Source organism: Methanolobus chelungpuianus (assembly GCF_024500045.1).
GTDB lineage: Archaea > Halobacteriota > Methanosarcinia > Methanosarcinales > Methanosarcinaceae > Methanolobus > Methanolobus chelungpuianus.
This window is the reverse complement of sequence record NZ_JTEO01000006.1, coordinates 316,711-336,708: the sequence shown is the minus strand read 5'-3', so window position 1 is coordinate 336,708 and position 19,998 is coordinate 316,711. Positions and strand designations below refer to the sequence as shown.

13 protein-coding genes are annotated in these 19,998 nt (G+C 42.6%); 1 reads left to right on the top strand and 12 read right to left on the bottom strand.

Going from position 1 to position 19,998, the window contains the following annotated elements; all coding sequences use genetic code 11:
- Positions 1 to 12: 12 nt before the first annotated feature.
- The 6 genes from brxL to PV02_RS11905 all read right to left on the bottom strand — a co-directional run bounded on the left by brxL (position 13) and on the right by PV02_RS11905 (position 7,692).
- On the bottom strand, positions 13 to 2,055 hold the full coding sequence (brxL, locus tag PV02_RS11930; RefSeq protein ID WP_256623637.1) for a protease Lon-related BREX system protein BrxL: 2,043 nt from the start codon (positions 2,053 to 2,055) through the stop codon (positions 13 to 15).
- A 19-nt stretch (positions 2,056 to 2,074) separates the two neighbouring features.
- Positions 2,075 to 4,696, bottom strand: a complete 2,622-nt coding sequence (gene pglZ, locus PV02_RS11925; protein WP_256623636.1) for a BREX-1 system phosphatase PglZ type A — start codon at positions 4,694 to 4,696, stop codon at positions 2,075 to 2,077.
- Positions 4,697 to 4,730: 34 nt separating this feature from the next.
- A complete protein-coding gene (locus PV02_RS11920; protein ID WP_256623635.1) occupies positions 4,731 to 5,345 on the bottom strand; it encodes an RloB family protein in 615 nt (204 codons plus the stop codon).
- Between the two features lie 12 nt (positions 5,346 to 5,357).
- Positions 5,358 to 6,620: an AAA family ATPase gene (locus PV02_RS11915; protein ID WP_256623634.1), complete on the bottom strand. Its 1,263-nt coding sequence runs from the start codon at positions 6,618 to 6,620 to the stop codon at positions 5,358 to 5,360.
- A 215-nt stretch (positions 6,621 to 6,835) separates the two neighbouring features.
- A complete protein-coding gene (locus PV02_RS11910) occupies positions 6,836 to 7,138 on the bottom strand; it encodes a DUF3467 domain-containing protein (protein WP_256623633.1) in 303 nt (100 codons plus the stop codon).
- An 8-nt stretch (positions 7,139 to 7,146) separates the two neighbouring features.
- Entirely contained in the window at positions 7,147 to 7,692 is a 546-nt protein-coding gene (locus tag PV02_RS11905; protein ID WP_256623632.1) for a winged helix-turn-helix domain-containing protein, read from the bottom strand.
- A gap of 114 nt (positions 7,693 to 7,806) precedes the next feature.
- Here PV02_RS11905 and PV02_RS11900 point away from each other — a divergent pair, with 114 nt between their 5' ends.
- Positions 7,807 to 8,124, top strand: a complete 318-nt coding sequence (locus tag PV02_RS11900) for a hypothetical protein (protein WP_256623631.1) — start codon at positions 7,807 to 7,809, stop codon at positions 8,122 to 8,124.
- Between the two features lie 123 nt (positions 8,125 to 8,247).
- On the opposite strand, the gene PV02_RS11895 is transcribed toward PV02_RS11900, so the two are convergent.
- The 6 genes from PV02_RS11895 to PV02_RS11870 all read right to left on the bottom strand — a co-directional run bounded on the left by PV02_RS11895 (position 8,248) and on the right by PV02_RS11870 (position 19,990).
- Entirely contained in the window at positions 8,248 to 10,446 is a 2,199-nt protein-coding gene (locus tag PV02_RS11895; protein WP_256623630.1) for an AAA family ATPase, read from the bottom strand.
- Positions 10,443 to 12,119, bottom strand: a complete 1,677-nt coding sequence (gene pglX / locus PV02_RS11890) for a BREX-1 system adenine-specific DNA-methyltransferase PglX (protein ID WP_256623629.1) — start codon at positions 12,117 to 12,119, stop codon at positions 10,443 to 10,445. Before pglX (PV02_RS11890) ends, PV02_RS11895 begins: the two co-directional genes overlap by 4 nt.
- Positions 12,120 to 12,492: 373 nt before the next feature.
- On the bottom strand, positions 12,493 to 13,977 hold the full coding sequence (locus tag PV02_RS11885) for an AlbA family DNA-binding domain-containing protein (protein WP_256623628.1): 1,485 nt from the start codon (positions 13,975 to 13,977) through the stop codon (positions 12,493 to 12,495).
- Positions 13,974 to 15,830, bottom strand: a complete 1,857-nt coding sequence (gene pglX / locus PV02_RS11880; protein WP_256623627.1) for a BREX-1 system adenine-specific DNA-methyltransferase PglX — start codon at positions 15,828 to 15,830, stop codon at positions 13,974 to 13,976. The genes PV02_RS11885 and pglX (PV02_RS11880) overlap by 4 nt, the downstream gene beginning before the upstream one ends.
- 2 nt (positions 15,831 to 15,832) lie before the next feature.
- Positions 15,833 to 19,390 (bottom strand): BREX system P-loop protein BrxC, encoded by a 3,558-nt coding sequence (gene brxC / locus PV02_RS11875; protein WP_256623626.1) that lies wholly within the window; start codon positions 19,388 to 19,390, stop codon positions 15,833 to 15,835.
- Between the two features lie 12 nt (positions 19,391 to 19,402).
- The gene (locus PV02_RS11870; RefSeq protein WP_256623625.1) at positions 19,403 to 19,990 is read right to left on the bottom strand and encodes a DUF1788 domain-containing protein; all 588 of its coding nucleotides are present in this window, start codon (positions 19,988 to 19,990) and stop codon (positions 19,403 to 19,405) included.
- Positions 19,991 to 19,998 lie beyond the last annotated feature (8 nt).

Here is a 19,998-nt window from a genome sequence, read left to right as displayed (position 1 = left end):
TTTTACCTTGAATCATGATGAAAAGAATAAAGCCTTGTGCACCGCATCAATCGGATCAGCATAAAACGCCAGCTGGAACTTGCTTAGCAGATCAGATGGTACAGAACCCAGTTTCGAGGTAGCAGATGCAGGAATCAGTGCTTTCTTAGCTCCGGCATCAAGAGCAACTTGCAGCAAGTCGGAGAGGTTCTCGATATTCAAAATAGAACCACCTATTGTCATCGTCCCAATGATTGCTGTTTGCTCCTGTACAGGCTTTTCAAGTGCTCCTGAGCAAAGGCTTATAAAAGCAGCCAGTGACAGGCCATCGGATATGCCAACTCCATAGACGTCCTGCATATTCATGAAATAATCTCTTTCCTTAGTGGAAATCGACTGGCTTATTGACTTAGCGTTAGCCTTGAAATAATTAATTGCTGTTTTTACTGACTCTTTTGCTTTTGCATTCGAATTGAGGCCGGATGCTTCATATTTGCCTGAACCTGACACTACCTGAAGCTCTGTCTTATATATACCGAGCTTACCTGACTCTGTTGCAGCCACTGCATAGACCTGACCGGGTTTTGTAAGGCCGGGCGGTATTATCTTATTTCCTCCGCTTTCAGGGACATTGACAAAGTGCTCTTCCATGTCTTCGCTGTCTATGTAGGAGAAGTTCACATCGAAGAATTCCATGCCGCCAATCTTCTTGAGTTGCTCTTTGACCCTTCGTCTTCCTACAAGAGCGTATTCTAGTATTTCCTGGGCATCTTCTTTAGAGATATTCTCGTCCGGATAGATGAGCTTTGCAAGACCTGAAAAGGTCTTTTTGACCGCGATTACGTCCCTCTGGTTGAGGTTGTTACCGAGAGTGTAGTACTTGAATATCACATCACTGTAGGAACGTTTTCGCATTTCTCTCAGGAATTCTGCCAGGTAATCCACGATAAAACCATATTTGTCAGTGAAATGTTCTGGCCTGAACTTAGGAACTTCCCACCCTGGCAGGTAATAGTGTATCCTGTCAAAGAATGCACTGTCGTTGTTCATGGCCTCAGGGAATGGGGAGAAAAGGTGTGATGTCTTAAGTAAGGATGATATACTCTGATTCACGTTACCGACAAAAGCAACGGATGCGTTGGCATTGATCTGGTCCTTGCCCCTTGCAAAGGAGCCGGATGCCATGTAGTCCTTCAGGATCTGAATGCCATCTTTGTCCTTGAAGCGAATGCCTGCTACTTCATCAAAAGCCACAACATCCCAGAGTCCTACAAGACCTACCTGGCGTGTGCTCATGTTATAGAAGAGGTTTGCAACGGTTGTCTGCCCGCCAGATATCAGTATGGAGTTGGGGGAGATTTCCTTATAGACATGAGATTTTCCTGTGCTGCGGGGACCGAGTTCACAGAGGTTGTAGTTATTTTCCACGAGCGGGACCATGCGTTCAATCAGGTGCCACTTGGCAGCATTTTCCAGCTGTGTTGGTTCCATGCCTATGGACCTGAGAAGGACATCTATCCATTCGTCCTTGGTGAAGTTCTTGCGCTGCTCGATGACTTCAGCGATGTTGATATTTGGGATCTGTATGGGTTTCAGGCTTGCTATAACAAAAGGTGATGGCACCATTTCAGCGCTATATTCCATTTTGATTATGCACCAAATGCCACCTCCCAGTAGCTTATCATATTTTGTGACATATTCTGAGTCAATTTGCACCTTAGACAGGCCCAAGTTGGAGAAGAGAGCCTCATACATGTCCCTTTTTTCGTTGAGCTTTACGGTGACCTTATCGATAATGGTGTAATAGCCTGTCTCTCTGATCTTTGATTTTATCTTCTCGGCTTCATCGGGACGGACATAGTTATCTGACAGAATGCTTTTGACCTTCTTGACACCCTGCTCTATCAGTTCCTCGTCATTGGTGGCGCAGTTTGCTCCCAGCAGGTATTCCAGGACATAGACAGGAACGTTATGGCCTACCTTAACCAGTTTTGTCAGATCCTTCCTGACAACTCTTCCCTGGAAGTATAAGTTCAGTTTCTCGTCCGTTCCAATGTTTGCTTCTTCTGTCAGCATGATATCCACTCAACGTGTTTTAAAAATCATCCACTATCAATAGGTCAACTTCAAAGGGCATCGGGTCTATGATATCCTTGTTGATCTCTGTTGGGTCTTCATCTATCAATCGTATATAATATACCTTGTTCTCAACCTCACCGGTCAATGTAAGGGCAACCTTGTATTGCCGGTCCGAGGCTTCATCGGATGCGCTTTCTGCAATAATCAGCTTCTCATCGCTAACCTTGAACTCATCGCCATCCATATCCCACAGGGCTACCTTGAACCTTCTTGGGAGCAGTTTCTCAGTCACCTTCTCTGTCTGAAGGATGTTAATTGAGAACGGGCTGCTTGTTATTTTCCTGCTTGCATTGATAACAGCCAAGCCTACTTTTCCGTATTTTATGCCTTTTCTGTCAAGATCTGTTGTCCTGTTATATGTGTATTTGAGAACAGGTACGACTATTTCCTGGGGAGCAGCTCCACCATGAACAAAGTTCTTATTAGCACCCTGCATCCTGAACCTGAGATCTGCCTGCGGAACATATGCAAACATTTCCTTTTGGGCTTCGGACTTGATCATGTAGTTCATGCTGAATTTATGCACGTTCATTAGATCAATGCTTTCTTCACTAAGGATGAAACGTTTGCTTGAAGCTACTACTTTTTCCTTGTCAAAACTGCCTGTTTCAACCTTATCGCAACTCTCCAACGCATCTCTCTGGTAGATGAAACCGTGATCCGCTGTAACGATGAGATTATTGAGGATCTGGAAATTGGTGAGTTTCTCAATTATCTTCTTCACATCTGCAATAGTCTCTTCAGCCGCATTAAAGACTCCATGTTCAGATGCTGAATGGTCACCTGTAGCATCGATCTTATCATGATATATGTAGAATAATCTGATTCCTTTGAATTGTTCACGAGCCTTGTCCCTTGTTATGTTCATTAGTTCTTCATAACTCAGAGCTATAGAATCAGGCGTCATCTTCTCCAGTATCTTACCTCGATTCTCTGTCCCCTCAGTGCTAATGCCGTCTGCAAAGACATTCTGACTTCTATATTCCAGCCTTTCATGCGGGAGCAGGCTGGCCATTCCCAGCTTGGTATAAGACGGCAGGGAACCTGTCATATACTTAAGTTCAACTGTACCCCTTGTGTCCTTGTTAAGGACGTCCTGAAGCTCTGCAGCAACCTCATAGCGCATGGCATCGGAGATAACGACCGCTATCTTGTCCTTGTCGTTGCGGTTAATAATGTTCTTTATGTAGAGCTTGTAGAACTCATCCTGACAGTCGATGAGTTCAATGTTCCAGCGTCCGTTCATTTCCTGGGATATGAGCTCGCTCCACCTGGTGAGCAGTCTGTCAAGGAGCCGGTTGTTGTAGAGCTTTTCGACGTCCTCTCTTGTTGTTTTGAGGTCGTCCTTCTGGCTGTCCTTATCGTAGTGATAGTAGAACTTGCGGTAATAGTAGTCCATCAGGTAGTAGCGTTCCGCGTAGTTCCTGAAGAAGCGGTTGAGGTTCTGGTCGCTGAGGTTCTCTTCGTTGAACTCCTTTGCAAACAGGTGCAGTCTCACGGCATATTCCAGGGCATTGTAGATGTTCTCGAAGTCTGGGTACCAGTGTTTTGTCTTCCTGCTGGCTATCCATTCAAGATAATTGTCAAAGTCCTCTTTGCCGTTATCGAGCTCGTCGACTATCTTACGGATGATGTGCTTGTCGAACAGCGCCAGGGATTCGGCCTCGATATAGTCGTTGACATCGTACTTTTTGATCTCGGTGTTGAGATACTTGTTAAACTGGCCGTTGTTATCTTCAAGGATCAACCTGCAATAATCATCAAAAATCCCTGAGTCTTTGGAGTTGTCCATCCAGCCCCTGATGAAGATCTCACATTCATTGCTGAGGGAGTTGCTGTAGGCCTTGTACTTCTTGAGGTCGATATTGGTGTTCCTTGAAATGTGTGTGACGATAAAGCTCAGGAAGAGCTTTTTCAATGTGGGTTCCTCGGACCGGTAGCCAAAGTACCTGTTCATCATATCCCAGAACTCTTCCACCAGCTCGAACCTGACGATTTCCTCCCATACGGTGTTGGAGCCTTCATCCAGCGAGTTGATGAGTATCTTCCTGATAATCTCCTTGAGATCCGTGGTAGATGAGCCGGAAAGAACTCCCAGGAAGCCCAGTATGAACTCCTCGTCCCTCCAGTTGCTTTGGTACATCCTCTTAAGCGGCACGACCCTCTTCTTGCCTGCAAAGAACTGCTGGTGTTTTTCCAGAAATCTGTCCAGGTCATATCCTTCGATCCCGAACTCGCTCTTGATGTCCGATATCCTGCTGTTCTCGAACCTCCCCGAATACAACTGAATATCCAGCAGCCAGTTCAATTCCGGTTCCCTCTCGGTCTCGCCCGAATAGATCAGATAACTGGATTCCGTATCATCCTTCTCCAGCAGCTTCTTGGTGGCAAAGAAATTTTTGTTCAGCACATGCAGCTTTATCCCTTTCTCCCCCAGAGCCTCACCTATCTGTGCCAGCCCTTCCTCATCGGCGGTCCCGTCCTTATCATACCAGAAGACAATCTTCCTCTTCTCGAAATCGCCGAGTGTCTCGAATTTCTTAAGTATGCTCTGGGTGGTCTTTTCGGGGTTTAACATGGTTGGACGTCCATAGTTACAGTTAATAGGAAAGTTACTTTGTTTCAGGTACGTTATTGAATTGTTTAATCACTTCAATGATTTTATAAACTTGTGTTGATGGATTGCTTTTGGTGCTATTTATTTCTGTTCCGTTATTAATATGCAGTTGTTCCAGTTTTTTAGAGTTTTTTATCGCTGTATCTGTAAGAGGCTCAAGTATTTGATAGCAATCGATGTTCTTACAATATTCTGGTATCTGCCTTTTTAAAAGTTCTATCAAACCATCATTTTGAAGTGAGGTTTCTATGTAACTGAAATGCAGAAGGAACCAGAGTTCAAATGAAGGGTTTGATAGACATATATTGATAGATTTTCCGGCATTTTTATATGCGGTTGAGATTTTATCATCTGTGTTATCATCGCAGTCAAAGACACACCAGATTAAATCACCGCCTTTGATATCCAAATCTTGCAACTTCTTTTTAGCAAATTCAACAATGCTGCCAACATCTTTACGGCTTGATGGGATCGGGATGACATCAACGTTGTTCTGTGGTGTCCGGTAATTCCCAAAATACATAGGTTCGGTCTTCTCACCTTCACAGATTATGAGCATTTTATTCCGTGTGGGTCTTTGACCGCGTTTTCTGCGACTGTAGTCTGGCATGTCAAAGACCTCTCAGGTTGAGATGAAGGGTAATGCTCCGTATCTTCCCATCAGGTAGCCTTTAAGGATATTCTGGTCTTTGCGAACTTGGAATTCCAGCAACGAGTAGAGATTTGTGTTACCCACATCTGCATCTTTTTCAGTGAACCAGATCTGGTCCCTCCTGAAGAGCTCATCGTTTAGCAGGTTGGTGTTGTGGGTTGTTATTATCAACTGGGCGTTGTTCGTGTTATAATCCTTGTCGTGGAAGAGTTTGACCAGGTGTTCACTAAGCATTGGATGCAACTTTAGTTCCAGTTCATCTACAAACAGGACCTGCCCTTTATTAAGTGCGTTGAGCCAGGGTCCTATCAAAGAGAAGAATCTCTTTGTACCTTCGGATTCTTCGGTGTTGAAATCAAATAAGATATTGTGTTCCTTGCCATCTTTATCTTTGGCAAGGTGGAACGAATTGATATCGATCTTTTGCCATTTTCCAATGTTGGTATTAATTATGCGAGGTATCTGGTTCAATATTTCAATAGGTAAGTTAGCCAGATCCACATCCTCTATACTTGCTATTATATCCACAAGACCCAAGTCTGCTCTTTCAAGTGATTTTAAAATGGCTTTTTTAGACGTATTGTCCTGATTGAGCATTTTTATCGTATACTCACCCTGTTCTGATAATGTCCTTGCACCTATTATTCTCAGGTCTTCCCTGAACCATTTGAAGGCTTCCAGGGTCTTATCGTAATTCTGCTGTGCGGAGTTGGATAGATAAAGAACATTGCTCAAAGTTCTCTTTGAGATGTCATTCTGGATCCTTTTATCGGTTGTGAATTTGAACTCGATGGTGTTCCTTCTTTCAAAGACCAGTGCTTCCCTGTTGTTCGGGTAATAGTACAATTCTTCATCAATTATCTTTGTCCTGTCAAATGACACAGCATACCTGTACCTGACATTATTCTTGATAAAAAACACACTGAATCTGCTGGGCTTTGACATACACTCCGGTGTCAGCTTAAACGGCTCGAATGGCAGTAGGTCCCCGTCCTGGTTCCTTATGGATGTCATCACCAGGTTCTGCAGGTTGAACATTGCTAAAAGAATATTGCTCTTTCCAGATGCATTAGCCCCATAAATAGCGGCACTTTTCAGCAGCCTGTCATTCTTCTTCAATGCATCCAGCTCAATCAGGTTCTCTTCAAGCGCCCTGTCAGATGATGCCAGTAAACTAAAGGTGATCTCATTCCTTATCGAACGGAAATTCTCAGCTTTGAATTCGATTAACATGTTGATAGCACCCTATTATGCAGATTTGATTGCTATTTTCGTGAATCTTGCGTGTATATTAAAGATAAAACATGATTATATTTAAATTAATTGCTGAGATGAAGGGGAACTTCATTTATACAGGAATTGCTACTCAGGGCTGGTCCGGCCCTCATAGGAAAAGTAACATAAGATCAAATGCGTTTTAAAAATTAAAAAAAATCAGTGTATGAGAGTTAGTTGTCGACATTCAGGCGGTCTGAATTAACTTCGATCTCGCCGTTTTCCTCTTCATACTTTGATATTTTCTTATTCAGATCAAGTAACAGTTTTTTAGCTGCCTGCATGGTTAAGATTGCCATGTGATCGCTGTGATATATCCATTTATCCTCATGCTGGAATTTTTCATTCATCAGTTCAATTCTTACATCACAGTCGGTTATTGCAACCAATGCATTTGTGGCGTAGGTTCTGCCAAAAAGTGGTGTCCTTACAACCTGTATCTCTTTGTTTTCCTGCTGCTCTTCAATATCTTCCATAGTATCCCTCAGGCAGAAGCAAGGGGCTGGTTTACGGTCATTGCCTGCCGTGCGTATGGCGTTTCTTTTAACGCTTTAATTCCACGCTCTTCTGACCATCGAATAGCATGTTTCTCACGCACTTCAAAAGTTATGCTTCCGCATTTTAAAGATTTCCAGTTCAATGTCCTGGACATCCCGGTTTCAGGCACATAGGAGAAACATGCGTTCTCTTCATAAACAATGGGACCTGTTTCCTTTCTTATGTCCTCGATGACATCTTCTTCGTCATCTTCATATCCGGCAACAAAGAAGCTGTTTGCAAACACCGACCCTATTAATGCTTTTACGATTTTGTTATCAGCCAGCTGATAGTAACTAACGTTTTTCTTCTTTTCTTTAATCTCGATAATCCCATTATATATGAGCATGGGAATCTTATGATTCACAGTTTGCCTGGAAACTCCCGTGCATTCGCTTATCTCCGACTGGTTATAAGCTATGTCCGAGTTCCCGGATAGAAAATCAATGATCTTAATTTCAGAAGTTTTTCCGAGAAAATCTTCTAATGCCAACTTTGAATCCTCCTATATGAAGAATAATACCTACTATTTACTTAAAGATAGTGGTTAGCTGTCAAATGCATTTTACAGTACGTTTATATCAGTTGAGATAATTTCTTTATGCTGATGGTTGGAACAGACTTTCTTGCAAGGGACTATTCAGAATATGAACTGCGCATATTGTACAATATATGCAGGCAAAGCCGCTGGTGCCCTAAACACATAAACCAACTTCATCTATTGAACGGCATTCCCACACATAATAAAGGTAATGCAAAAAAAGCTCTGCAGGACCTGCTCAAGATCAACCTTTTACAGCACTACAATTCCGACGGAAGGGATGATTGCTGTATCCCGAAAAAGAACAGAGATGACGCAATTAAAATCCTGAGGAGATATGAGAAGCAATATTCTTTTATCAAGTACCTGGAATATATCTCCTGAACCACTCTTTTATCTTTTATAAGGGATGATGTTCACATACCAGATGATTCAAGAAGATTAAGTATGTGCAGGGTGGTTTTTTCGGGTTTTGCATGATTATCATTAACCTTAACAGATATTTTACTATAACGCAGTTATAGTAGTGTTGTAAATTTCTTCTAAACAGGTATAATGCTCGCTGTCCTTATTTTTCACTGCTTCTAAAACGATGTGTACAATACTCTTACATTCATTAACGTCAGTTAACACTAAAGATCTGGACAAACCAGATTGATGAGAAAAATTATTAACAAATTTATCGATTTTAATTCTTTCACTCTCATTGGCTATTAATATCTCAAGTCCTCTTTTGACTCCAACTGCATACTTGAATCCAACAAATGCCTCTAAAAATCTTCTTATTATGTTTGGTAACTGATATAAATTTTCAAAGTCCGTAGTAGGATTAGAATCAAAAGATTTAATTTTATAAAAGAGATAATGATATTCAGATTTATAGTTGAGTAAGAACAAAGGCAATTCACTTATGTTTGAGACTTCGTTTGCTTCCTTCACTGTCCTTTCAATGAGATAATAGCAACACTTCTTCTTCTTCATATCTGAAAACCAGTCTTTCATTAAATTAAAAAACTCAAAGTTATGTGTAGATACAAATAATTGATTACAATTCTCCAATTTGGCTTTTATTATTGAAAATGTATTGTACAAGTGATTTGAATCTAAACTAGAGATCGGATCATCTATAAAAACGATGGCTTTTGAGAGGTCTGTTTCTTGATCTTCAAGGCGAGTTAAGAAATAAGAGAATGCAATTGCCGTCTTTTCTCCTTCACTTAAGTTTTTGGCTTCTCTCCCATCACGCAATATTCTAAACTTATTATTTTCGACAGCTTCTAACTTAATGTGACCTCTACCAAAAATACTCTGTAGTTCTGCACTGATCTTATCTGCAGCTTTACCTACATCCGATAATTTTGATTCTTTTTGATGTACAAGCGCTTTACATTCTGCAATCTTCTTGTTTATAGTACTTATTTCTGTATCCAACTTTTTCAGTTCAGTGATATTGAGAATATAATTATTGTCTTTGTTAAACTCAGCTGCATAATGCAGCTCTATTTTTTGGAATGCTCCTGATTGTTCGTTCTCAAAGTTATCACATATTTTATTGTGTCTAGTAATAACTTCATTGTATTCATTGAGACTATCAATAATGACGGTTATTTCCATCAGAAAAGCTTTTCCTGCATACTTATTAAAAGGATTTTTTATTTTTTCATTTAAAAGGCTGATTAGTTTTTCAATCGTTTCATTGTATTCACTTATACATTTATTGAATTTAGATTTAGATATTCTGTAGTCGTTTTCTACTTGTGGATAGAGTCTTTTGTCATCAGGAAAAGGTATTGATATTTTAAAAATATTTAAATCTCGAGCTTGTCGATTCAACTCCATCAATATTTTCTCATATTCTTTTGAAAAATGCTTTTCGTATGTATGTAGTAAATCACTTGTCAGTTGATTACCGCAAAAGTCACAATGTTTCTTTCCTCTATGCAGCTCTAGTCCTCTTTGAACCCAGTTATTGAGTTCTGGATTATTTTTAAGTTTCTCAATAGTTTCCGATATTACTGTCTTCTCTAATATCTCCTCAATTTGCTCCAATTTACTTTGGTTTAAGAATTCTAAGTGAATGATGGATAGTTTCTCTTTTGAAGGAGCATTTATTGTTTCTCGTAATATACTAAGATTATTTTCGCTTAAAAAGTATTTATCAAGGTTTGCTTGATGATATTCCAAAGTTTTCTTTAATTTGGCTTTGTTATAAGGTGACTTAATCCTGTTTAGTTCCCTAGCTTTATCGGTTAACTTTTTCTCTAAATCCGTCTCTATATCATTTCTTTGTTGCTCTAGCTCTGTCTTATCTTCCTCTAAATCACCAATAGTTTCATCCAATACCTCTATCTGCTGCTGCAATTCAATATTTTCTTCACCTAAAACAAATATAGGATTAGCTTCTTGATTTTCCCAGTAAAGATTATCATTTATGAAGTCTGTATTGAAAACTCGGAATTGATATCTAGAACCATCTAATTTATTATGTTTTATATTATTATTCTCATTATCTATAAGTTCGAATTCTGCATCAGGAAAATCCATATGAATCTTTTGCAATTCGATGCATCTGAATAGTCTAGACAGAGTAGTTTTTCCAGAATAATTCCATCCGTAGATTAAATTGTACTTTTTAAATTCAGGAGCACAAAAGGTTAAATCCTTGTAAATTCCAAAACTTCTTATTTTATTTATTCTTTTAATCATATCTTCTCCACCAACCCCTCAAATCTCGCATAATTCACTACAACCCCATCATCCAGATCAATCTCAATATACTCATCCGCCTTATTCTTCAGCACTTCATCATAAGCCATGAGCTCCTCGATCATCTTACCCAACCGCGCCTTCTCCTGAGCATCCTTCCCTATATCCGACTTGATCATCTCCCTCTTAGCATCCAGCTTTCCTTCCAGCTCCAGCAGATAATCTGTCCTCATCAGAGCCAGTGTCTCCTTGTTGTACCTGTGCATGTAAACAAGCGCATTGAAAGCCCTGCCTTTCCCCGAACTGAACAGCCAGTAGATTGGCCTCTTCTTGTACATTTTCAAATGGTCCTTGTAGAACGACTTCAGGAAATAGTCCCTTATCACAGCCTCAGAGGACTTCTTACCATTACCACCCAGAGCCTCCGCAATGAAATCCAGATTCTCCGAAAGAGTGTCCTCTCCAAAAGTCACCTTGAGGAACTCCTTGAACCTACCGATAATATCATCTTCAAAATACTCATCTTCAAGTATGGGTATGATGTTGTCAGCATCTGGCATGAAGCTCGGCTCCGGCACTTGTTCCAGATAATCTCCTATCTTATCACCCTGGTTTGCAAGCACCAGCCCCGGCTTGTCCAGCGAATACCGCCCGAACATGCATCCCGCAGCGTAGGAGATGAACTCTTTAATCGTATCCGTAAGCAGCAATGCTTCCAGCTCTTCCTCATTTCTGTCCCCATTATAGCGATAATATGGATTGCATGTCAGTGTGATCTCTGAAAGCGGCACTTCAGGTGTAAGTTCATCCTGCAAGCCATAGGCTTCGATAAAAATACAGTTGTTCTCTTCCTCCAGCTGCTGCATCTCCAGTGTCATTTCTTTCCAGTGGGCGCGGAGTTTGATGTAGGTTTCACGGAGGGTTGGGTGGTGGTATTCGGGTTGAAGGAGGGGGAGAGTGGTGAAATCCCATGATGTTTCGTAAGAGTTCCAATCTGACTTTGAGTGCTGGCATAATGCGCCATAAATATTACCGAAATTAACACTAGTTAATGGCATTTTCTTAACTATTTGTGGAGTTACATTAAGAGTTGGATTCAAAACTTGAATGAGATTTGCAGCTACTTTAGAATTTAGAAACCCCATTGCTTCTAACAGACGTTCCTCACTATTGGAGAAGAGAGCAAGGCCAGCTGAATCAAACGAAAAACCTTCTGGATAATAGCGAAAACTAGACTTAGAGGATGTTACTTTCGACCATCCTATGTGTGCTCTGAAATAGTAATCCCTTCCATCATGCCTGAAACCTGGATTTTTTTCCATATCCTTTAAATGCTTTCGAGAATATTTAAGGACTGAATCCCAATTTCCCATCCATTTTCTAAACTCTCCGCCTTTATTGTGAGGAGTATATACGTAAGTTTCAGCATCGTTATTTCGTATCAAGTCAAAACTAATTTCGAACCACGAAAGGATAAAAACTTCATTTTTACCTGTACACATTCCAGCCTTAATATCAAAATGTGACTCAAATATATCTGAATTATAAAACAACATTCGGAATCTATCGCTTAGCCAGTATGCAATCGGACTTCCGGGAATCTTCTTGAAATCAGCCGCAGAGGCGCGGTAGAAATTTGGGACAGGGGTGGTTGATGGAGTGTTATTGGTCATGTTTTGCTGGCTCCTAGATAAGTAGTGACTTTCGCTGTAACTCTAGCCGCTACTTTAGCTGTAGATTTAATTTCAGCCGCAAGATCTCCGTGTCCTCTGTGCTCTTTGTGGTTTGTAGCGGTTACTTGTTCGCCTACTTGATTGACTACTTGATCGGTAACAAGTCTGATATAATAGTTCGAAGAGGAAATCTTATGCAACTGGGTCGCTAACTGAGTCGGTGATTTGGATATTACTTGGTCCCCACTTGGTCCTGACTTAGTCCCTACATGGTCCCAGCTTGGTCCCGACTCGGGCCGTGACTTAGGCTGTGACTTGGGCCGTGAGTTCGTCCCATTAATGGAATCAAGTTCACTAACCTGGTGCCGGGAAGTCATTCTTTCTTCACCTTCTTTTCCCTGGTTAAGAATGCACGGCCATTGGGCGTCAGGCGGTATTTCTGCTTGCTGCTTGTGGGTTTTTCGGGGATGGTCATTTCAATGAAACCATTCGACAATAATGGGATCAGGACATTATTCCTGAACTTGGTCCTGTTACTGCGCTCGGTAACGCTCATCAGTTCCAGTATCCCGGAATCTTCAACGCAGGCATGCAAGACCTTGATCTGCTCTGTAGTTAATCCAAACTTGGTCCCTACTTGGTCCCTACTTGGTCCCGACTTAGTCCCTACTTGATTCCCACTTGGTCCCTTAGATAGGGACCTGATCGCTGACTCCTTCAGGTAGATAGTAAAGCGAACTCTCATTCCTATTTCTTCGATCTTAGGTTCTGGCAATTGCAAAGACTCTGCCTCTTCAAAGATACGGGGAACACCACTGCCCCATTGTTCCACAAGGCCCAGTTCTCTGAAAACACGGGCAATAACACGGTTGCGTATCTTGGACACACCTTGCTTGACATCCTCAACGGTCATGCCTGGCACAAGGATACCAGGATTCTCTATTTCCACTCTGTCATCATAGATGGCAACCCTCAACGGAGCACCTATCTGAGAATAATCAGAATGCACTATCGCATTAATAACAGCTTCACGCACAATGTCAAGAGGAATGCTCCACACATCCCGCCGCTTGATCTGTGAGAGATCCGCACCTCGCATGGAATGTTTCTTAATAAAATCTATGACATGTTCAACAGCTATTGGCAAATGTTCATGTATCTCGATATGATCAAAGATCACGCTTTTTGTAGTGCCCTCAAAACGGCCGCACTGTATCCATACATCGGGAAAGCGTTCTTCACGCTCCTTCCCAAAAAGCAACACTCCACCAATAGTTGGAACCAGGTGTCCCTGTTCCTCTGCGAGCATTTTCAAAGATACTATCTCTCGCTCACCCAACTCACGCTTCCCCTTAAACAACTCCTTTGCTGCTACTATATCCAGTGCTTCCACACTAAGATCAGGCAAAGGCAATTCATCAAAAGAAGTACCTGCTGAGGTACGCTTCAGCTCTGCAATAAGCTCCCGGTCAGCTTTCCTGTTAGTGGAACCCAGCCGTACATAAACACCCTCATCATGTCCTTCCTTCTTCACCCAATGAGGACGCTGCCCGCTCGGATACACTTCCACGCTTAGCAGGGTCTTATCCTCAATGGACATCAGTTCCACATTAGGCACCAGGCGTGGCGCTATACCATCAGCAATAAGATCGCACAGTCGCTCCTCCTCATCAAGGGGATTCACCACACCCCGCACCTCTCTGGTGTCGTCCTCCACCCCAATCACCAAACGCCCTCCGGCAGTGTTGGCAAACGCCACAAGCGTCTTGATAATGTTCTTTGGCGAGGAGATATCACGCTTGAACTCCAGCGTCTTCCCCTCAGGCATTGTGATGAGCTGGGAAATGGGAGTGTTCATTGAGCCTCCATTTGTTGAGCAACAATTCTCACCTGCATGACCGCCTCACGTAGCCATGCATCCTTCTCAGCTTCACAGTTGCCATCAACAAGCCGGATATATGCTCCCTTATACTCAGGACGCTGAGCATTCTCAATAACAAAAGCTGTAGTAGAAACAACCTCGCCGCCAATGCTGTCAAAGGCCCGTGGCCCAAGATGTGCCAGAGACAGTATGGTACGCTCATCCAGAATACTCCCCCGGAGTTTCTCAAATGATGAAAGGAACATCCAGCTCTGCATAGTTATCATCGCCACCATGCCCTTCTTCATTGCAAGGTAAAGGTTGCGTTCGATGAACATAGCAAAGAAATCGGATTTGCTGTTGGGATAATTATCCTGTGCAAAGTCCTTCAGTCTCGCATTCATCCCCTTGCCACCCATATACGGTGGATTGGCAACCACAACATGGTACTTCGGGCTAAGACAATCTGCCTGCTTCAGCGCCTGCAAAACCTTCTGGTGTGTACTTAGAAGGGTTAGATTTTCAGAGAGGTTCTTCGATTTCAGTAGCTTCAGGATCCCTGAAACATCCTCAGCCTTCGGGCGGATAAGAGAACCAAAATTATCAGCCTCGTTGAACTGGAGCAGTGTAGCCCGGATGTCGTTGGTGAACAGTTCACGCCCCACAGCACTCGTGTAAGCATTGAGTTCGCCCTCCTCAAAGGATACGCTCTTGAGCACGCATATATTAGGATGGACAGGATTCTGGAAGAACTTGCGGTTCTTTCTCCTGGCCTTCATGGCAAGCGCAAAGGCCGCCAGCTCTCCTGCACGCTCGTCTATCTCTACACCATAAAGATTGCGGGTCAGTATCATCTCCGGAATCTCTGCATGGTCATAACCCTCCTCCTCGTAGATAGCATACAGCAGGTCAAAGGCATAGACCAGCATATGTCCTGAGCCGCAGGCAGGATCGCACACCCGGATGTCCTCCGGGGAGCTGACCTTCAGGAAATCCGTTTCGGATTGTTCTGGCCTGATGTAATAGTCCATCCGCTCATACAGCTTGGAACCGGGTCGGTTCAGCATCCACAAGCGACCTAGTGAGTTCTCCACAAGGTAGCGGACGATCCAGTGAGGTGTGAACAACTGGGTCGCTGCAGGAATATTCTCCTTGCTGATCTTGATATTCTTCTGCAGGTCCTTGAATACCTTATCCTTCTTGGGAGCAATATAATCCTGATATATCCACCCGATGATCTCAACTTCCCTCCAGTCGTCCTCGGGGATAATCTCATTGATATCCTTCACAATGGAATCGATATGCAGCAAATTCTCAGGGAACAGGAGCTCAGTATAGTCCTCGATCTTCTCGAACATGAAAGGCATAGTCCTGTTCAGGTAATTGCACAACCTCAGTATCAGGAACTTGTACAGCTCCTCATCCTTACTCTCAGCCTTCATGTCAAGCACTTGGTTAGAGTCGAGATCCAGGAAGTCCAGCTCTAAGGCATGTGTGATGATGCCAGGCTCTGTCCTCTCAGCATTATCTGAAGTGAACACCTTAACCTGAATATAATCGTTAACTTCCATGAACTTCAGGGCAACAAAACGGTTGAACCAAGTATATGTGACTTCATCCATTACCCGCTCATAGCCCTTGAGTTTAACCTCTCTGACCAGATGCTCACGCTGGTCTTTGATCTTCCTGTTGAAGACCTTGCCACCAATGACAATGGAATCCGAGTGCTCCGAATCGACAGGGAGCAAGTCTTTCGGACGGATGCCGTAGAATGCAGCCCTCTCTTTCACTTCGTGCAGGAGTTTTTCACGCACCGTATCCGAGAATTTGATGACTTTTGCCTTATCCATGTTCAGAACAACCTGATATCGTTTTCTTCAAGTAACTTAAGCAGCGATGCACGCAGTTCTTTGAGGTATGTGTCAAGCTCTTCTTTAGAAGTAATTTTTTCTTCGCATTTGAATATAGAAGGTACTTTTATGGACTCCATACCCCTTCCATGAATAATTTCATCGCCACCGCCAACTGTTCGTTTTCTGATGGTGTTCAACTGATGATTGATTTTGCTATAGGCTTCAGTTTGAAGCTTGTCTAGAGTTGTGGACTGAGCCTGTACAAACACACAATCATTGGCTTCCGAAACACGTGTCTTAAGATTGTAGAAAGGTTGGAGTACTAAATCCATGAAATTCTGTTCAAGCTCAGGATGTGCCTCCATCTCCTTTTCCAGTTCTGCAGTTATATTCACTATTTGTCTGAAAGTATCTTCCTTAAGGTTAGAGAGACTTTCTGAAAGAGAAATTTCTATGTTACTTTCTAAAGGTGGTAGTGATTTAATCTCAGAATAAGGCTCATGTGACTCAAGAATAACTTCAATTTCCTGCACCTTGAATTTTGTTCCTTCATCCATAAATTGCAGGTCCCTCTTGAAGACATCAACTTTCCTAAGCACTCTTCTGAATATCTCCACCTTATTGCTGCCAAAGAATGAGATTACAGGCTCTACCTCATCACGCAATCGTATCAACTCATTCTTTTCAGCAGCAACTTTCTGTAGGAGGGCTGATGGATCGGTTATATTAAGAACATCGTTCAGGAAAGATGCATACTCTTTTACCTTCGGCCTGCCAGGGAACCTCGGCTCCTCTTTATACCTGCCCTCTATCTGCTCAAGATTATTATGCTCCTTGGTAAACAGATCATGCGTGAATTCGAAGAGCTCATTCTCCTTCTCGGGGATATTCGTCTTCTCGAACAAATCCCTCAGCACAGACCTGACACCTTTGATGACTTCAATATTGGTCTTTTCCCTGATCTCAAGCATAAGCTTCTCTGCGGAATCTTTCCTTGTCAGATACCTTACAATTTCTTCAGCATTCTCTTTCTTAAGGATCAGGTATGTTTTCTGGTATCTGAGCTTGATCTCATCCTTTGCAAAGAGCGTAGCTACTAGACCGGATATCGTCATTTCGTTCCAGCCATATGGTTTACGTCTGAACCTGTCCTTGATCTCCTGGAGCACTACAACATCATTCTTCTGGTGCTTTATGTTCAGATAGTCCATTATTTCTCTAAGTGCAAGCTGGTTGGTCTGTGATGCCCCAGCACCAAACCTCTCAAGGTCATCTGCCTTGAGTATCCTCAGGATATCGCTGTCACTGGCAAAATCCATGGTCACATAGCCGGCTTTCTTATAGACATTCTCAAAAAGGAGGTCCAGACCATCCTTGATCCTTTCCTTCGGATTCTTCTTTTCGATGCTTGTGACTTCTTTTCCGTCAACGAATACTCTGGCTTCGGAAACTCCCTCTTCCATAGACTTCTTTGCAGCTTCCCTGTACCTTTCCTCATCGGTCCTTTTAGCGCTGAGGATCTCCTTGACCTCTCCAATATTCGTGTTGGAAGTGTTCTGTGTCAGATATTTGTTTATCCTCAGGTAATTGCGTATATGCTCAACAAACTCAGCATCCTGCGGGAAAACGAAAAGGAGGGTATCGGTTGAATCCACATTGCTCAGGTTCTCCCCATTCAGTGACCTCTGCCCGCTTCCTCTGACAATATCATCAGACAGAGGCGTCAGGAACTTGATGGTCAGATCCGCGCCTGCAGTAGGCTTGTTCTTATCGTCAATGGATTTGTGGAACTTATAATCTTTGTACTTAGCGGGACAAACCTCATCAAAGATATAAGAGAACATCTCATCGAGTATCCTGTGCTTCTCGATCATGATGCTCTTTATCTCGCGGTTGATCTCCTGTTCCTCATTGGTCAGGAAATAGTACTTGTCCCCTGACTTCTGGATAAGTGTCTGTGCCTCAAGACGCTGCAGTGAAGCAGCAACCCTTTCTTTCAGCTTTCTCTTATCTTCATCGACATTGGATATGGAAAGCACCACAAGGTTATCCAGGCTTGGTTGCAGCACACTCACATGCCGAATCATGAAAAGTATCTTTAGTACCTCACAATCCTCATCCTCAAGAAGACCGTTATCCTTTGCCTGCTCAATGGTGCGAGTAATAATAGGGTCAAGGAAGCTCTCTATTGTGTTATAGAACGTAGAGAACGGCACAAGCACACCAAGCTCGTCTTCGGCATACTTCTCGGTCGCCTCCTTAAAAGCACTGAGCATGGAACGCTCACCCTTTGCAAGGTGCTTCCCTGTAAAACCAGTCTGCCTTATCTTATCAAATACCTTCTGCAGCACAAAGAACTGGTAAGGCACAAAGGGATACACATTAACGAAATCCTCATCACCTTTGTACAACTTCATCTCAGCACCCCCCGGAGAGAAGGTCAACAGGTTTTTCAGTATCGTCTTTTTGTCTGAATAGTACGACGTCAGTGACTCCACATACACTTGTTTCTTTGCCAGTATCCTTTTCTTGATAACCTCATCGACATTGGCGCTGGAAAGGCTCAAACGCGTATCGAAACGCCCCTGAATCTTGGAGAAGTCGTATCCTTTGACCTGGTCTTTCGTGACCGTGTCAATATCTGCCTGTGATGTAACAACGACCCAAGCCTTGCCTGCAAGCTTTGTCCCCAGTTCCTCAACAACCGTCTGGAGGTTGAGCATCAGATCGCTATTCTCACCAATATACTGACCGACCTCATCAATAAGGAATATTACCTGGTGATCTTTACCCTTTGAATCACAGTACTTCTTCACTTTTTCGGAAAACTTCTCAACGCTGAAGTGATAGCTGCTTCCGTCGGTTTCGAACAGCCTTGCAAGAGACTCCCTGCTCTGGTACTCACAGTTTGCAAGAGCATCAATAATATTATCCTGCTCAAAAGCATAAGTATTCCTTTTCTCTTCCCAGGAATCCCCATTGATGCGCCTGAACTCTTCCTTGAATTTCTCATAAAGGCCTTTGTTAACCAGATCTTCTTCCATCTCAGCAAGCCAGAGAACATCCCCGAAAAACCCCCTATTCTCATTGAAAACCCTCATCAGGATATTCACTATGAGTTCATCACTGCGGTTTAAGGTATTCGATTTTGAGTCGATGTTAAAAAGAATGACATCCCTCGTCCCAAAATTGACAGCTTTCTCAATTGTAGCAAATAACTGTGTGTCATCTATTTTTTCCCTGAAGAACTCGAGTGCCGATTTCCCCCTCACGACCCTGTTCGCCAAGAGATAGGATAACATCTTGATGAAATGAGACTTACCCGAACCAAAGAAGCCAGATACCCAGACACCTACCTTATCAGTAGGGTTTTCCAGGGCGTTAGAATATCTTTCAAAGAAAAGGTCCAGATGTTTTAGTGTTTCTCTGGTGACCACATACTCATCAAGTTCAGTATATACGTTCTCTTCGTCTTCCTGATCGACCTTGATGACCCCATTGATCTCCCTTTTTATGTCCTTCAGAAAGAGGTCCTTAATTTTTATTTCATTCGTCATTTGCTCAAACCCTTAACTTTGAGAAGCATTATCCGTATTGATTAACCTGAAAGCACGATAGTAGTTTGCATCTCTGAATTTCCCGAAGAGACTCAGATCAAAACCACTGTACCTGCCGGGATAGAACGTAACAAGAGGTATATTGCCAAGAAGAGGCTGCAAGTTATTTAGAATACTGTGAGAGCGAACCATTGGCCATGCTTTACCAACCCCGGTTAAAAAGATCAGCTGGAAACCACCATTCTCGTTCATTTTTTGCTGGATGGCGTTTTTCAAAATGTCTGACTTTAACATAAGCTTCAGCTTTTTAAGCAACTCGTCTGAGCCTTTGCTCTCTTCAAAAGCACTGATCTTTTCTGCAGATATTTTCTTTTCTATTATCTCAAGGCATACCTCATAAAGATCGATCTCCAGAACTTGAATTGATCTTTTTTCTAAAGCCGGTATTATCTTAGTGATAGCATCTCGGACGAGTAATTCTTTTTCAGGAGGATAGTCAAATATCCAGAAGGGAACCTCATTACCAAGGCCCTTTGACTTCAAGAATTCCTCTTTTTGCAGTTCCTCTTTTAAAAGCTCCAGTCTCTCTTCGAGTTTCATAGTTGTCA

What these genes read in the sequence shown, in the direction of transcription:
- pglX (WP_256623629.1), bottom strand. Translation starts at nt 12,119, where the DNA reads ATGACCAATAACACTCCATCAACCACCCCTGTCCCAAATTTCTACCGC.
- PV02_RS11915 (WP_256623634.1), bottom strand. Translation starts at nt 6,620, where the DNA reads ATGTTAATCGAATTCAAAGCTGAGAATTTCCGTTCGATAAGGAATGAG.
- pglX (WP_256623627.1), bottom strand. Translation starts at nt 15,830, where the DNA reads ATGGATAAGGCAAAAGTCATCAAATTCTCGGATACGGTGCGTGAAAAA.
- brxC (WP_256623626.1), bottom strand. Translation starts at nt 19,390, where the DNA reads ATGACGAATGAAATAAAAATTAAGGACCTCTTTCTGAAGGACATAAAA.
- PV02_RS11910 (WP_256623633.1), bottom strand. Translation starts at nt 7,138, where the DNA reads ATGGAAGATATTGAAGAGCAGCAGGAAAACAAAGAGATACAGGTTGTA.
- PV02_RS11895 (WP_256623630.1), bottom strand. Translation starts at nt 10,446, where the DNA reads ATGATTAAAAGAATAAATAAAATAAGAAGTTTTGGAATTTACAAGGAT.
- PV02_RS11900 (WP_256623631.1), top strand. Translation starts at nt 7,807, where the DNA reads ATGGTTGGAACAGACTTTCTTGCAAGGGACTATTCAGAATATGAACTG.
- pglZ (WP_256623636.1), bottom strand. Translation starts at nt 4,696, where the DNA reads ATGTTAAACCCCGAAAAGACCACCCAGAGCATACTTAAGAAATTCGAG.
- PV02_RS11870 (WP_256623625.1), bottom strand. Translation starts at nt 19,990, where the DNA reads ATGAAACTCGAAGAGAGACTGGAGCTTTTAAAAGAGGAACTGCAAAAA.
- brxL (WP_256623637.1), bottom strand. Translation starts at nt 2,055, where the DNA reads ATGCTGACAGAAGAAGCAAACATTGGAACGGACGAGAAACTGAACTTA.
- PV02_RS11920 (WP_256623635.1), bottom strand. Translation starts at nt 5,345, where the DNA reads ATGCCAGACTACAGTCGCAGAAAACGCGGTCAAAGACCCACACGGAAT.
- PV02_RS11885 (WP_256623628.1), bottom strand. Translation starts at nt 13,977, where the DNA reads ATGAACACTCCCATTTCCCAGCTCATCACAATGCCTGAGGGGAAGACG.